General features: G+C 73.2%; 9 protein-coding genes and 1 pseudogene. 4 read left to right on the top strand and 6 right to left on the bottom strand.

Features of this window, described 5'->3' with window-relative positions; all coding sequences use genetic code 11:
• Positions 1–37: 37 nt before the first annotated feature.
• The 3 genes from KME66_RS31505 to KME66_RS31495 all read left to right on the top strand — a co-directional run bounded on the left by KME66_RS31505 (position 38) and on the right by KME66_RS31495 (position 2,985).
• Positions 38–715, top strand: a complete 678-nt coding sequence (locus KME66_RS31505; protein ID WP_073225137.1) for a uracil-DNA glycosylase — start codon at positions 38–40, stop codon at positions 713–715.
• Entirely contained in the window at positions 712–1,878 is a 1,167-nt protein-coding gene (locus KME66_RS31500) for an N-acetylglucosamine kinase (RefSeq protein WP_216328365.1), read from the top strand. The genes KME66_RS31505 and KME66_RS31500 overlap by 4 nt, the downstream gene beginning before the upstream one ends.
• 156 nt (positions 1,879–2,034) lie before the next feature.
• A complete protein-coding gene (locus tag KME66_RS31495; protein ID WP_216328363.1) occupies positions 2,035–2,985 on the top strand; it encodes a sirohydrochlorin chelatase in 951 nt (316 codons plus the stop codon).
• Between the two features lie 134 nt (positions 2,986–3,119).
• Here the strand turns inward: KME66_RS31495 and KME66_RS31490 are convergent, their stop codons facing one another.
• On the bottom strand, positions 3,120–4,181 hold the full coding sequence (locus KME66_RS31490; RefSeq protein ID WP_216328361.1) for a lactonase family protein: 1,062 nt from the start codon (positions 4,179–4,181) through the stop codon (positions 3,120–3,122).
• Between the two features lie 605 nt (positions 4,182–4,786).
• Between KME66_RS31490 and KME66_RS31485 the strand changes: the two genes are divergently transcribed.
• On the top strand, positions 4,787–5,533 hold the full coding sequence (locus KME66_RS31485) for a helix-turn-helix transcriptional regulator (protein WP_216328359.1): 747 nt from the start codon (positions 4,787–4,789) through the stop codon (positions 5,531–5,533).
• 31 nt (positions 5,534–5,564) lie between these two features.
• Here the strand turns inward: KME66_RS31485 and KME66_RS31480 are convergent, their stop codons facing one another.
• The 5 genes and pseudogenes from KME66_RS31480 to KME66_RS31460 form a co-directional block, all read right to left on the bottom strand.
• The gene (locus tag KME66_RS31480; RefSeq protein ID WP_216328357.1) at positions 5,565–6,149 is read right to left on the bottom strand and encodes a flavin reductase family protein; all 585 of its coding nucleotides are present in this window, start codon (positions 6,147–6,149) and stop codon (positions 5,565–5,567) included.
• Positions 6,146–6,604 carry a thioesterase family protein gene (locus KME66_RS31475; protein ID WP_216328355.1) on the bottom strand — a complete coding sequence of 153 codons (459 nt, stop codon included), beginning with the start codon at positions 6,602–6,604 and terminating at the stop codon, positions 6,146–6,148. Before KME66_RS31475 ends, KME66_RS31480 begins: the two co-directional genes overlap by 4 nt.
• A gap of 84 nt (positions 6,605–6,688) precedes the next feature.
• A pseudogene (locus KME66_RS31470) lies at positions 6,689–12,549 on the bottom strand (SDR family NAD(P)-dependent oxidoreductase).
• Positions 12,546–13,520 carry an RnfABCDGE type electron transport complex subunit D gene (locus KME66_RS31465; protein ID WP_216328353.1) on the bottom strand — a complete coding sequence of 325 codons (975 nt, stop codon included), beginning with the start codon at positions 13,518–13,520 and terminating at the stop codon, positions 12,546–12,548. The pseudogene KME66_RS31470 and the gene KME66_RS31465 overlap by 4 nt, the downstream one beginning before the upstream one ends.
• Before the next feature lie 5 nt (positions 13,521–13,525).
• On the bottom strand, positions 13,526–15,373 hold the full coding sequence (locus tag KME66_RS31460) for a CRTAC1 family protein (RefSeq protein ID WP_216329734.1): 1,848 nt from the start codon (positions 15,371–15,373) through the stop codon (positions 13,526–13,528).
• Between the last annotated feature and the right edge of the window lie 33 nt (positions 15,374–15,406).

Genomic DNA, 15,406 nt, shown 5'->3' with positions numbered 1-15,406 from the left:
TGATCGGAGTGGTCGTATCAGCAGTAGAGTGCGGGCCGTGGCAGCACGACCGTTGAAAGACATCATCGAACCGGGGTGGGCCGACGCCCTCGAACCCGTCGCCGAACGCATCGCCGCTATGGGCGATTTCCTCCGCGCGGAGATCGCCGCGGGACGTACGTACCTGCCTTCCGGGGCTCATGTACTGCGGGCGTTCCAACAGCCCTTCGAGGAGGTGAGAGTGCTGGTCGTCGGCCAGGATCCGTATCCCACCCCGGGACACGCGATCGGGCTGAGCTTCGCGGTGGCCCCCGATGTACAGCCGCTGCCGGGCAGCCTGGAGAACATCTTCCGGGAGCTGCACGGGGATCTGGGACTGCCCAGGCCGTCCAACGGCGATCTCACCCCCTGGACCAAGCAGGGGGTGCTGCTGCTCAACCGGGCGCTCACCACCGCGCCGCGGCGGCCCGCCGCCCACCGGGGCAAGGGCTGGGAAGAGGTCACCGAGCAGGCCATCAAGGCGCTGGTGGCCCGGGGCACCCCGCTGGTGTCGGTCCTGTGGGGGCGCGACGCCCGCAATCTGCGCCCGCTGCTGGGGGATTTCCCGGCGATCGAGTCCTCGCACCCCTCCCCCATGTCCGCGGACCGGGGTTTCTTCGGCTCGCGGCCGTTCAGCCGGGCCAACGAGCTCCTGGAGCGCCAGGGAGCGCGGCCGGTGGACTGGCGGCTTCCGTGACCCACGCCGCGTCGGCGGTGCCGCGGGCCGTGCCGGCCGGCTCCGGCGCGTATGTCCTGGGGGTCGATTCCGGGGGCTCCGGGCTGCGGGTGGCGCTCGGGCGGGTGGAGGATCCGGGACCTCTGGTGACGACGGTCTGCGCCGAGCCGGTGCGGACGGGTCCGGGCGGCATCGACGCCGGACACCTGCTGGACCAGCTGCTGCCCGCCGCCCGGGAGTTGCTGGACCGGGCGGCGTCCGCCGGCCCGGCCGAGGCCCGGAGCGGCGCCGCCCGGGACCGGGCGACCGCGGCCGATGGCACATCGCCTCTTGAGGTCGTGGCGGTGGCGGTCGGGGCCGCCGGGATGGCCACACTGGGCGAGCGGTTGCGGGCGGAGCTTCCCGGCACGCTCGCGGACGCGCTGGGGGTACGCCGGGTCGCGCTGGCCGCCGACGCGGTGACGGCCTACGCCGGTGCGGTGGGACAGCGCCCCGGCGCGGTCGTGGCGGGCGGGACGGGCATGATCGCCCTCGGCACGGACCTGAAGGAGTGGCACCGGGCCGACGGCTGGGGTCATCTTCTGGGTGACAGCGGCGGCGGTGCGTGGATCGGCCGGGCCGGGCTGGACGCGGCGATGCGTGCCCATGACGGGCGGCGCGGCGGTTCCGCCGCCCTGCTGGACCGGCTGCGGGCCGTGTTCGGGCCGCCGGAGGAGCTGCCGGGGCTGCTCTACCCGCGTTCCGACCGCCCCGCCGTGCTGGCCTCCTTCGCCCCGGAGGTGGCGGCGTGCGCCGGAGCGGATGCGGTCGCCGCCGGCATTCTGCGGCAGGCGGCGGGCCATGTCGCCGAGGCGGCTGCGGCCGTGTGTCCGGTGTCCGCCGGACCGGACGGCCAGGGCGACGACGTCAGCGAGACCGGTGAAGTGGCCCTGACCGGCGGCCTGTTCCGGATGGGCGAGCCCCTGCTCGCCCCCCTGCGCGAGGAGCTGGCGCGGCTGCTGCCCGGGGCCCGGGTGACCACCGCGACGGGCGATCCCCTGACGGGCGCACTCCGGATCGCGCGCGCCCTCGCAATCGGAGACCTGCGCCTGCCGCGTCACCCGACGATGTTGTTCGTGCCGCTGGAGCAGGAGAGCGGGCAGGGCGGCAGGACGGCGGTGTGCGAAGAGCCCCGGCCCTCGTGACGGGGAGAGGAACGGGCGGGAGAACCGGCCGGACAACGGGCCGACAGACAGGGACACTCCGGCGGTACATCACTCATCGGACATAAGCGGATAGTTAACGCCCGACCTGCCCCTCCCCGAACAGAGGGGCAGGTAAAACCAGTAGCATGCGGCGCCATGAGCACCCCCACTGGGCCCGCTTCCGGCCTGCCAGTACGAATGCCGCGACCTCGCCAGTCCGGACGGCACCGCCGCCCGGAGCCCGTGGTCGCACCCGAGGGCGCTGCCGCGCTCGTTCTCGCCGTTCCCGGTACTCCTTCCTCGGCGACGCGCAGCCTGGCCGAGGAGGTGATCAGCATCGCCCGGTCCGAGCTGCCCGGTCTCAACGCCCGGATCGGCTACCTCGACGGCGACGATGCCGAGTACCCCGCCCTTTCCACCGTTCTCACCCACCATGCCGCCGAGCGCGTCGCGCTCTTCGAGCAGGCCGTCGCGGCCGGCCGTGAGGTGACCGAGCCGACCGGCCCGTCGGCCGTCGTGGTCCCGCTGCTCGCGGGGCCGGACAGCGCGCTGATCCGCCGGATACGGCAGGCCGTGATGGACAGCGGCACACAGGCAGAGCTGACCGATGTGCTCGGCCCGCACCCGCTGCTCGCCGAGGCGCTGCACGTACGCCTGTCGGAGGCCGGCCTCGCTCGCGCCGACCGCGCCCGGCTGTTCACCGTCGCGACGGCGGCCGACGGCATCGTCCTGGCCACCGTGGGCGGCGAGGAGGCCGTGCAGGCCGCCGGGATCACCGGCATGCTGCTGGCGGCCCGGCTGGCCGTGCCCGTGATGGCCGCCGCGCTGGACGTGGAGGGCTCGGTCTCCTCGATCGCGGAGCAGCTGCAGGGATCCGGCTCCGCGCAGCTGGCGCTGGCGCCGTACCTGGTGGGCCCGGAGGTCGACCCCGGCCTGCTGGACGCCGCCGCCAAGGAGGCGGGCTGCGCGACGGCCGAGCCGCTGGGCGCCTACCCGGCGATCGGCAAGCTGGTGCTGTCCCTGTACGCCACGACGCTGGGCATCACGCCGGCGACGCCGCAGGGCGCCCAGGGAGCTCAGGGAGCTCAGGGAGCTCAGGCTCACTGACCGGGGGCCGTCGCCGTCGGGCGGCGGCTCGGGAAGCCGGACAGCACGGCGGGCCCGGACCGGGATTCTCCCCCGGTCCGGGCCCGCCGTGCTGTGTCCCTGCTGCCGCGACCGGGCGGGGGCGGCGACGAAGGTCAGACGAGGACGACGCAGGAGGCCGCGGGGACCTCCACGGAGCCCGCATGCCGGGGGATGCCCGTCTCGGCGTCCACGGCGAACCAGCTGACGTTCCCGGAGTGCTCATTGGCCGCGTACAGCCACTGGCCGCTCGGGTCGAGGGTGAGATCGCGCGGCCAGCGGCCGCCGCAGCCGACGGTCGCCACCAGGGCCGCCTTCTCGCCGCTCTCGTCGAGGGTGAAGACGGAGATGCTGTCGTGCCCCCGGTTGGCCGTCCACAGGAAGCGGCCGTCGCGGGCGACGACCACCTCGGACGGGTAGGTGCGCGCCGTCCGGCCGGCCGTCTCGTGCTCGGGCAGCACGGGAGTCTCCCCCAGCACGTCGAGGCGGCCCGCCGCCGCGTCCCAGCGGCACACGGTGAGAGTCGGCTCCAGCTCGCCCAGCACGTAGACGAGGGCGCCCGAGGGGTGGAAGGCCAGATGACGCGGGCCGGTGCCCGGGCGCAGCGCCGTCTCGCCGTGCAGGCTCAGTGCGCCGGTCGCGGGATCCAGGGCGCAGACGCGTACGGAGTCGGTGCCGAGGTCCACGCTGACGAGCCAGTTCCCGGAGGGGTCGGCGAGGACCTGGTGGGCGTGCGGGGCTTCCTGACGGCCGGCGTCCGGGCCGCTGCCCTCGTGCCGCAGCACCGAGGCCGCCGCCCCGAGCGCTCCGTCGGCGAGGACCGGCAGGGCGGTGACGCTGCCGGAGGCGTAGTTGGCGGTGACCAGATGGTTCGCGGCGAGCGCGAGGTGGGTGGGCGCGTCGCCGTCGACAGCCCGTGCGGGCCCGAGGAGCGTCGGCAGGCCGTCGTCGACGGCGAAGGCGGCGGCGACGCCCGGGGCGCTCTCGCCGACCGCGTACAGGACCGTGCCGCCCTCCCGGGGGCCGACGGCGAGGAAGGAGGGGTCGGGTACGGCGTCCGTCGATCCGAGGAGGGTCAGCGCCCCGGTCTCCCGGTCCACGGCGGCGGCGGTGACGCCGAGCCCGCCCGCCGAGGTGAACGACCCCACAAATGCCCGCTCGGCGCTGTTGCCGGTCATCGCGCTACCCCTCTTCGCCCTCGCCACGATCTTCAGGGGCGACGGTAGCAGGCAGCACGCTGCGGTCCAGACCAATCGAGCGGGCGATCCTCGCGGACCGGCAGCGGCCCCCGAGGGGGGCGTACCAGCGGCGCGGAAGACGCGCGTCGTTCGTCGCCGTGCCCCCTTCCGCTCCTTCCGCTCCTTCCGCCCGACGCGTTCGCCACTGCTGACATTCAGACACGGAGTCCCGGTATACCGCGCGTTACAGAGACCTTTTCGGTCATTTTTGCCCTACGTATCAGGATGAGCCGGACACCTAAGACGTCAAAATAAGCCGCTGAACAAAGGGCAACCTGTCGCCGTCGATCCGTTCCGGTCACGATGTCAGGGTTTACCGACCGGGCCGGGGCGGCGGCCCGAGTCGGTGAAAATCTCCTGCTCTCTTCGGACCGAGAGAGAGCCGATGCCCGGTCCTCACCCAGCGCGTCCGCCCACCGGACTCACCCGCAGGATGCGGCCGGGCGGCGCCCGGCCGCATACCACTGCGCATGCGCTCGCATACCCCGTTCGAACCGCACGACGAGAGCTTCGACAACTGGGCAGTTCCTGATGAGGGAGAGGCTATGGACTCCGCAATCACACAGGCCGTGGTCAGCGTGATCGCGAATATGCATCACAACTTCAGGGAAGACCTGACCATCAACGAGATAGCCCAGGCAGCGGGATTCAGCAGATTCCACTTATCCCGTGAGTTCACCCACCTCATCGGGGTATCTCCCCGGCGTTTCCTCAGAGCGATCCGCTTCGAGGAAGCAAAGCGGCTCCTCGCCGAATCCGGGCTCAACATCGCGGAGATCAGCCACACGGTCGGATACAGCAGCGTCGGCACCTTCAGCTCGTGCTTCAAGTCCTGCACGGGCGTCACCCCGTCCGCGTACCGGCAGCTCCGCTCGGCGGACCCCCGTGCCGCCGCAGGGGATCCGCACCCGGCCACCGGCACGCCGACGGCTCCGGCACCGCTCCGCGGACACGTGCAAGCGCCCTCCGAGGACCAGTCCGGGGTGGTCTTCGTGGGGCTCTTCCCCACGCCCTTCCCGCAGGGGCACCCCGTGCGGTGCACGGTGCTGCCCCGACCCGGGGCCTTCGTGCTCGACACCGTACCCACGGGACGATGGCACGTTCTGGCACGCTCCGTCACGCGCAGGACCCACGAAGGGCGTCCGGCCCGCCACACACCGACGGTCGGCGGCTCCGGGGCGATCACCATCGCGGCGGACCACGCACCGGAGCCGGTCGTGATCCGCCTTCGCCGGGTGAGCCTGGCTGCTCTCCGCCTCTTCTCCGTACCCGAGGAGCCGCGCCCGGCATAGGCCGGTTCATCACGCGCCCCGGACCCCGGTCTCACCGGTGCGGCCCCCGGGCTCCGGGGTCCAGCCCGCGAAGCCGCCCGCGGAAGTACAGCAGAGCGTCCCCGGCCGCCCCCCGGACCGCCGACCCCGCCTCCGCCACCGGCGGACCGTGCCAGGCGACCACCGCGCCGACGAGGATCGTGTGGTCGCCTCCGTCGTACGCACGCCACTTCTCGCATTCGAACCGCGCCGGCGCCGCGTCGATCAGGGGCACCGACGTGGTGGCGCCGGGGGACCAGCCGACCCCGTCGAACTGCCGCAGGCCCGCGGGGCGGGAATCGTCGGCGAAGTGCCGGGCCAAGGCCTCCTGGCCGGCACCGAGCACCGACACTCCGAAGTGCCGCGCGGGACGGAGGGCCCGCAGCATGACGGCGTCGTTGCTGACGCAGACGAGCAGCAGCGGTGGGCACAGGGACACCGAAGTGAAGGAGTTCGCCGTCATACCGCGCGGGAAGGGCCCGCCCACCGTCACCACCGTGACCCCGGTGGCGAACTCCGCGAACGCGCGACGCAGATCCGCCTCGCCCGCGTCCCGCGGCGCAACCGGCCGGGGGGCGGTCTCGCGTGGGCCGCTCACGAGCTCGCCCCGGTCCGCGGCCGGGACGGTGGAGCGTACGGCTCCAGAGCCCGCACCAGGGCTTCGGGCACGGGTGTCGGGACGGTGGCCGCGTTCGGGCCCCGCATGAAGGCGACCCGCTGCCGGCCCCGGGCCACGAGCCGCTCCGCGCCCCCGGGGTCGAGTCGGACGAAGTCGAAGGTGAACTCCAGCTGGGTCTGGCGCAGTTCGGCCAGCCTCATCCTGATGGACAGCTCGTCGAAGACGCTGATCTCGGCGAAGAACTCGCAGTCGACCTTCAAGGTGAACAGTTTGAGGTCCGCGAGGACGTCGGCGAGCAGCTCCGGAGTGTGGGTCCTCAGGAACAGCTCCCGGCACCTTCCCTGCCACCGGAGGTAGTTGACGTAGTAGACATTGCCGACGAGGTTGGTCTCCTCGAACCCGACGACATGCCGGTACTCGAAGTGGTCCGCCACGATCCTCTCCTTTCCTTCAGAGCGGTGCGGAGCCGGCCGCACGGATGCGGCGGGTACGCGCGGGCCCGGGGCGGGCCGTCATGGTCATGGCTCCGTCCGGACGAGAACCGCGATCGCGACCGGTTCCGGCAGGCCCTTGAGCCGGGTCGTCAGGACCGCCACGCGCACCCCGCCCGAGGCGAACACCGTCCAGTTGTCGGCGGTGCGCGGTGTCAGCGAGAGCGGGGCACGCGTGGTGAGACCGGCCTTCTGCAGGCACTCGATGGCGGTCCACACGGCCGTGGCCGCGGTGTCGTAGCCGTCTCCCGTCTCCTTCTCCAGCAACGCGGCCAGCGGCGCGTGATCGCCGAGGAGCCCCTCCCATGCGGCGGTCGTCCTGGGGACGACGCGCTCGATGTCGCAGCCCACGACGGCTCCTTCGGCCACCGCGCACAGCGTCCAGCCGGCCGTGTGCGAAGCGGAGACGACCAGGCCGTCCGCGACGAGCTCGGGCCGGCCGTCCGGCCGGTGGGCGACGGCGACGGCAGCGCCCAGCGCACGGCTGGCGGCACGCGCCGTCATCCGGCGCCGCGCCCCGGTGCCCGCCCGGGCGTCGGCCGGAGCGTTCTCGTCGTCCGGTTCCACCGCCAGGGCGACCCGCCGGCCGGTCAGCTCCTCCACGGTTCGCTCCATGTGCGAGGCGAGCAGCGGCCCGGCCCACGCCGTGGTCCGTGTCCTTCGGCGCACCGCCGTCAGCCGCAGTCCCTCCCACCGTTCCACGACGCGGCCGTCGGGGGCACAGGCGGCGATGTCGTACACGTACGTCTGGCCCTCGCGCTCCCGCTCGACCGCGGCGTAGCGCAGCTCCTTCGGTACATCAGCGCCCGCGGCGAGCGGGTACAGCCGGTCGATGCCCGACGGGAGCAGGGTGGCGTCGGGGACGCAGACCTGGTTGCCGTGCATCAGCGCGTCCCGCATCCCCGGATCGGCCAGGAGCAGCCCGCCGGGGAGGTACGCGGCGAACCAGTCCGCCACCTCGTCCACCGACACGTCCGCGTCCACGTGCCGCGCCGAGACGCGGTGGAAGCGGCGCAACCGCTGGAACCGGTCGCCCTGGAAGAGAACATCGCCGTACAGGTCCGCCACCGGATCGAGCGGTACGTCCCCGAGGCCCGGCCGGCCGGGAGCGGGAGGTCCGGCCGGCGCCGGCGGGCCGGGGAACACCAGCCGTGCCCGGAAGTGCTCGGCGACGAATCCGGACTCCTCCGCGTGCAGGACGGCCTCCACGGTGCCGGTGTCCGTGACGGTGGCCGCGATCCGCACCCGGGCCGATCCCTCGGGGGGCACCACGACGGGACGGAGGAACCGGACGTCCTCCAGCACGGGGACGCCGTCGCACCCGGTGACCGCGGCGGCCACCTGGCACATCGCCTCCATCCCGATCACGGCGGGGAGCAGCAGGTTTCCGTCGAGCAGATGATCGGCGAGGTAGGGGTCGGTGCCGACGTTCAGCTCCGTCTCCGTGACCAGTTCGGCTCCGTGGTAGTGGACCAGCGGAGCGACGGTGAACCGGTGCAGGGGCAGCTGCGGCCGCTCCCGACGCAGCGTGTCCATCTCGCCCGTACGCCCGGTGACGACGGTGACCGGCGGGGCGTCGGGATCGGCGATCAGACGCAGCAGCACCTCGACACCCTGGTCCGGCGAGATCGGGGTGATGCCCTCCCGGGCCAGGGACTCGACGACGGACAGCTTCTCGCCCATGCCGACTCCGGACCACACGGACCACTCCAGGCACCGCACACGGCAGTGCGGCGAGACCGCGGCGAACCGCTGGGCGAGGTCGGCGAGGCGTTCGTTGGCGGTGGCGTAATGCGCCTCGCCCCGCAGCCCGGTGCGTCCGATCACGCTGCCGAAGCAGACCAGCAGCTTGAGGGCGCCCGGGTCGACCGCCGCGAGGACTGCCCGCAGGCCGTCGACCTTCGGCGCGAGCGTGCGCTCGAAGTCCTCCTCGGTGAGATCGGCGAGCGCTGTGGGTTCGTTCCGTCCGGCCCCGTGCAGGACCGCGGTGACGGGCCCCAGCTGGGCGGTCAGTTCGGCGACCGCCGCACGCACCCGCTCCGCGTCGGTGACGTCCGCACGGGCGTAGCCCACCCGGATGCCCCGCTCCGCCATCCGCCGCAGGTTCGCGGCCAGGGCCGCGTCACCGGCCGGATCGGAGCGGCCCACGATCGCCACGGCGGCGCCGCTGCGGGCCGCCACCTCGAGCGCGCACTCCGCGGTGATGCCCTTGCCGCCCCCGGTGACCAGGAGGACGTCGGACGGGTCCAGCGGCTCGTCGGTGCGCTCCCCGCGCACCGGCAGCACCCGCAGCACCGGCACCCGGCGGACCCCGGCGTCGTCGTACGTCACCTCGGAGAAGCGGGCGGTGGCCACCACGTCGGCGACGATCCGGTCCACCACCCCCTGTGCGGCCGGGGTGTCCACGACGGTGGTCCGCAGGTGCGGAGCCTCCAGGTGAAGGGACTTCGCGAGGCCCGAAGCCCCCAGGCCCTCCTGCACCAGGACGAAGCGATGCCCGGCGCCACCCGCGAGGGCGCGCCGCGCCCCCTCCAGCGCCGAGGCCAGCCGGTCACTCGGGCACCGGGGGGGCAGACACACCAGGACACCGGGTCCCACGCGGGCACCGCGCAGCGCGCTCCGCAGCTCCTCGGCGTACGGGTGCTCCCGCGCCGCGAACAACTCCCAGTCGCCGTCCTGGGCTTCCGCCCGGACGGCCACCCCCCGCGGCTCCTCGTCGAGGTCCACGGCGAAGGCCCGCACCCAGGAGGCGGCGCCCAGCACGGCCGGTGCCGTCCCGGCTCCGTCGTCCGGGCCGATACCGCCCAACGACTCCAGGGCCTCGCCGAGTTCGGCCAGAGTCGCGGTGGCGAAGTTGGCCGGGGCGTGGGCGGCGGCGAGACCGAGCCGCCCGGCCGCCTGCTGGACGATCTGGCCCACGGTGATGGAGCTCATGTGCAGGTCGTCCAGCAGACTGCTGTCGTCCCGCACCAGGTCCACGGGAAGCTCCGTCCGCTCGGCCACCAGGGCGCGCAGTACCTCGACGGCCGACCGCTCCTCGCCGGGCACCGGGGCTCCCGTGCCGTCCGGCCGCTCGTCGGCCCCGGTCACGCGCGGCGGTGCGCCGGCGGCCGGCCCGGCCCCGTCGGCGGTCCGCTCCCCGCGCGCGCCACGGCCGCCAGGCCGTCGGGCGCGACACTCTCACAGGGGCTCGCCAGGAAGTCGAACTCGGCGTCGGTGTCGAGGGGCCGGGTGAGCCGGTCGGCGAACAGGCGCTCGTGCATCACGGGGGCACCGATCACGTACGCGGCTCCGGCGACCCGGAGCAGACCGCGCAGGGACTGTTCGTCCGTGTCCAGCGCGACGGACGGAACGCCTGTCGCACCGGTGGCCAGGGAGCTGAGCACCTGACCGGGCCCCACCTCCACGAACAGGCCGACGTCCCGGCCCGCCTCCTGGACGGCCCGGGTGAAGAGCACCGGCTCGACGATCTGCCGGTGCAGCAGCTCGCGGAGGTCGGTGTCCCGCGCCAGCTCGCGGCCGGTCACGGTGGACAGCACCCGGCCCCGGACCGGTCCGAAGCGGACCTCCTCCAGCCAGGCCCCGAAGACCTCGGCGGCCGGTGCGACCAGCGGGGAGTGGAAGGCGTGGGACACCGCGAGCGGCGTGCAGCCGACACCCTGCCCCGTGGCCCGCTCCGTCACGGCGGCCACGGCGTCGGCCGTTCCGGCCACGACCGTCCGCTCGGGGCCGTTGTATCCCGCGATGACCACGTCGAGGCCACGCGTCAGCGTCCGCACGCGCTCGGGTGGCGCCGCGAGGGACGCCATGGTGCCGGGCTCGCCGTGCGTGGCCATGGCCTCGCCGCGTACCCGGGCCGCCTCCGACAGCCGCGCCTCGTCCAGGGCTCCCGCCCAGTGCAGCGCGACGAGTTCGCCCAGGCTGTGCCCGACGGCCGCATCGGCCTCGATGCCCAGCCAGTCGAGCACGCGCAGTCCGGCGGTGGCGGCGGCGACGATCCTCGGCTGCGCCACCTCGGTCGCCACCGGGTCCCCGGCGCCGGACAGCCCGGCCCGTTCGTAGACCTCGGCGGCCTGCGCGAAGCGCCGGCGGAGGGCGCCGCCGTCGGTGCCGCGGCCGGAGCCCTGCCCGGGGAAGAGGAAGCCGATGCTCGCGGCCTCGTCGCTCACGCACCCGATGAAGGCCCGGTCGTCGACCGGGACCAGACCGCCCGGGTGCTGCTCCAGCGCGTCGGTCAACTGCCGCAGCCGGCGTTCCGCGTCGTCCGGCGAGGTGACCACCGCGGCCGCACGCCACGGCCGTTCCCTCAGGTCGCGCTGGAGGGAGTGGGCCAGGTCGCCGAGTTGCGCGTAGGAGAGCCGGGTCGCGAGACCGGCCGTTCTCGTCAGGCGCTCGCGGAGCTCGGCCGGCGACTCGCCGTCCAGGAGGAGCAGTTCGCAGTCCTGGAGCGCGCCGGCGAGTGTGAGGTGGCGCCGGTGGGGCGCCCGATGGCGCGCGGGCGCCTCCTTGTCGATGACGACATGGGTGTTGATGCCGCCGAAGCCCATCGCGGTGACCCCGGCGCGCAGCGGCATGTCCTGCGGCCAGGGCTCGGCGCTGCGCAGCGCGCGCAGGCCCGCCCCGGGTCCGGTGAGCAGGGGGTGCGGCTCCTGGCAGCCGATGGTGGGAGGCAGCAGGCGCGCGTCCACCGCCATCACGGCCTTGATCAGTCCGGCGACCCCGGCGGCGGCCTTGGTGTGGCCGATCATGGCCTTGGCGGAGCTGATGGCGGCGGCCGGTGCGCCGGGGTCGGCCTCCGTACGGGCGGCGGTGAGCGCGCCGAGTTCGTTGGCGTCGCCCACCGGGGTGCCGGTGCCGTGCCCCTCGAAGAAGGGGACGGTTTCGATGCCGAACCCGGCCCGTTCGTAGGCGCGTGCCAGGGCCAGCCGGTAGCCGCCCGACTCGGGGCGGGTGATGCTTCCCTGCCCGTCGGACGAGACGCCCCAGCCGGCGATCGTGGCGTAGCGGCGCAGGCCGGCCGCGCGGGCGTCCTCCTCGCGCATCATCACGACCATGCCGCAGCCCTCACCGGGCCAGAATCCGTTGGAGCCGCGGTCGTAGACCCGCATCTCGGACCGGGCCAGGGCCCCCGTCTTGGCGAAGCCCACGATCTCGAACGGGTCGATGGACAGGTCGACACCGCCGGCGACCGCGACGTCGAGGTCCCCGCTCAGCAGGGATCCGGCGGCGGAGGTGACCGAGAGCAGCGAGGAGGAGCACGCTCCGTCGACGGTGTAGCCGCCGCCGCCCAGACCGAAGTGGTTGCAGATGCGGCCGGCGATGGTGTTCGACAGGGCTCCGGCGAGCGAGTCCTCGTCGATCGCGGGGAACGGCTGCTTGTAGGTCTTCTCGACGCCGTCGAGAAACCCGGCGAGCCGGTCGTCGTCCCAGCCCTCGCCGCGGAGGGCCGCCGCGAGCACCCGGCGGACGTAGGGCCACCGCAGCCGCATGCCGCTCGCGCGGGTGAACTCCCCGGTGAGGGTGTTGCCGACGACGACACCGGTTCGGGCGCGGGGCAGGCCGCCTCCCTCCGGGAACCCGGCGTCGGCCAGCGCCCGGCCCGCGGTCTCCAGGGCGAGCCAGTGGGTGAGGTCCGTCGAGCGGTAGGTGCTGCCGGTGACCCGGTGCGCGACGCGGTCGAAGGCGTAGCCCTCCAGGACGGCGGCCGTACGCGCGTAGAACCGGTCGGGGGCGGCCGGGTCCGGATCCCAGTAGTCGTCCAGCCGCATGCGGACGTCGGGGATGCGGCGGAAGGCGCGCCGGCCGGCCACCGCGTTCTCCCACAGCTCGCGGGGCGACGCGGCGTCCGGGAACCGGCAGGCCATGCCGACGATCGCTACCCGGGTCATGCCGCCACCGGTGCCTTCCCGGTCTCCGACGAGACATCACGGGCCTCGACGGCCTGCACCGGGGCGGGGGGAGCCGTCCCGGCCGTCTCGGTACGCAGGTGCACCAGCCAGAGGTAGCCGCCGCGCACCAGGCACACGACGGCGGTGGCGAAGAACAGGCCGTACGCGATGCCCAGTCCGGTCATGACCCCGTACGTGACGGCGACGCCGCCGCCGAAGGCGACCTGGGCGACGGGCCGCGACGGCGTGGTGCCGGGGTCGGTGACCATGTAGTTGGTGAAGAGCACGAAGGCCACCCCGGTCATCATGCCCAGGGCCGGAGGGATCGCGGTGTCGAAGAGCACCCCCCGCAGTACGGCCTGGAGCACGAAGGCCGCCAGCCATCCGCCGATCAGCCACATGCGTCCGGTGAGCTTCGCGTTGAGCAGGGTCCCCAGGGTGACGATCACCGCGGGGATGATCCAGTCGACCGCCCCGTCGGTGTACTCGGTGAACTGGTACGGGGGCGCGATACTGGCCCAGGGGAACAGCAGCAGCACCACCGCGATGCCGAAGTTGGACGGGTTCATGAAGTGCCGGGGCTTGCCCCGTACCGGTGCGCGCAGGACCCACTTGGCGGAGACCGCGATGACAACCCCGAGGACCATCACCCACAGCCGGTCGTTCACGTAGAGCAGCATGTTGACGGCGAGGGCGGTGATGTGGCTGGGGTACAGGAACTCCATCACTCCCTTCGCCCCGCCTCCGGCGTAGCGCGGACGGCGTTCCTCGACCCGGGCTCCGACGTATTCCAGGAACGTCTCGACCGCGTAGGCGACGGCGACGGCGATGAAGGGCCACAACCAGGGCTGTTCGAAGCCGAGCACGGTGTAGCCGGCGATGTTGAGCACGGTGATCGAGATGGCGAACCGGCGCAGCGCGGTGACGATCTTCGGATCGTGCCGTGGGGGTGTGGTGGATGCCTCGGTCATCGCGATCACTTCTCCTTGACGTCGGACGCAAGCTGGAGGTCATGCCGGCCGGGGGCCAGCCTCAGGTCCTTCTCGTGCACCGTGCCGGAGCGGTCGCGCCACTTCAGGCGCACCGGCAGGGGTGAGGCGTTCTGCTCGCCCAGGCCGATGTGCACCTCGTGGCTGCGCTTGCCGGAATGTCCGCCGCCGCCGTCGACGCGGCTGACCCTCCGGGTGCCGTCGGGCAGGGTCACGGTCACCTGGGCGTCGACGACCGGTGATCCGGAGGGGTGGGTCAGGGTCAGGCCCAGGAAGTCGCCGGGGGCGGGGCTCTCGTTCAGGAAGAAGCCGGGTTCGCCCCACTGCCGTGCCACCGCCAGGTCGAGCCGGCCGTCCCCGTTGGAGTCCCCCACGGCGATGCCCCGGGTGGGAATGGGCACGGCGAGGCCGAGCCGGTCCGACAGGTTCGCGTAGTCGCCGCCGGAGGTCCTGGCGAAGAACCGCATGGTCTGGTCCCCGGCGAGGTCGTCGCCCTTGCGGACGTGGGGCCACCAGCCGGGGTGGGCGACGAGTCCGTCGTTGGCGGTGGCCAGCTCCTGGAGCTGGGCCCAGCGGTTGTTCCGGCCCTTGACGAAGCCGGTGGCCTGGGTGATCTCCAGTTGGCTGTCGTTGTCGAAGTCGCCCATCTTCACGTCCCAGCCCCAGCCCGACCAGGCCAGGTTGAGGGGGCCGCTGCGGTCCACGTACGGCGCCTCGCCCCGGAGCATCCGCTCGCGCACGTCGTCGGCGTCGGCGGCGGTGCTCATGAACGAGAAGTTGCTCTCCTGCAGACCGAAGGAGGTGGTGATGTTGGAGACGAACATGTCGTACAGCCCGTCCTGGTCCAGGTCCCCGAAGTCGATGCCCATTCCCTTGAAGGAGCTGGCGCCGATCCGCTTGGACTTGGGCACCAGCGGGTGGTGTGCGCCCTTCACCTCGGCGAACTCGATACGGCCGGGCTTCGACCGGTTGTGCAGCAGGCGTGAGGTGCCGAAGTCGTGGGCGACGTACATCTCGGGCAGGTGGTCGCCGTCGAGGTCGGTGGCGGCCGCGCCGAGCGTCCAGCCGATCCGCATGTCGCGGGGCATCACGTCCTCGGCCGGGACGAAGCCGTCCGGGGTCCACCGCAGGATGTGGTCCTCACCGCCGTTGAGGGCGTTGGACAGCGAGTCGTTCATGACCACACCGCCCCGTACGGAGGGGTCGAGGACGGGGCTGTCGGGGAAGTAGTTGCCGATGAAGACGTCCTCGTGGCCGTCCCCGTCGAAGTCCGCGATCGTCACCGCGTTGCTGTGCCAGCGGGGCCCGTCGTACGGTGCGCCGCCCACGCCCGCGACCAGTTCGACGGGCTCGAAGGAGTCGGCGCTCATGGCGTCCTGGCCGGGGCGGGCCTGGAAGATGACCGGGGTGCGGCCCCAGTAGTAGACGAGCAGGTCGCTGTGGCCGTCCTCGTTGAAGTCGCCGGCGACGCAGCCCATCGGCGCCATCAGGTCGTCCATGGGGAGCGGGGCGGGGTCGAGGACGAACGGCGTGTAGCGGTCGCCGCGTTCGTCGGGCGCGGGCGTCACCACGACCTGGTCGATCCGGGGGTCGGTGACGCAGAGGTCGTTGGAGAAGCCGTCGCCGTCGACGTCGTTCATGGCGACGGCGGCGCCCACCGAGGAGATCCATGCCTCGATGTGCTTGTACGCCTTGTTGACCTGGCGGATCTCCTGCTGGTCGTGGCCCGCGGGCATGGCGACGGTCTTGGGGGTGAAGGCGAAGGAGCCCGCCAGTTCGTCCGCCTGTGCCGCGGACGGGGTCGCGGGGCGCACCACGACGTAGGTCACCACCATGAGCAGGACGGCGACGATTCCGGGGAGCCTGGC

This window comes from Streptomyces sp. YPW6, from assembly GCF_018866325.1.
GTDB lineage: Bacteria > Actinomycetota > Actinomycetes > Streptomycetales > Streptomycetaceae > Streptomyces.
This window is presented reverse-complemented; position numbering and strand designations above follow the sequence as displayed.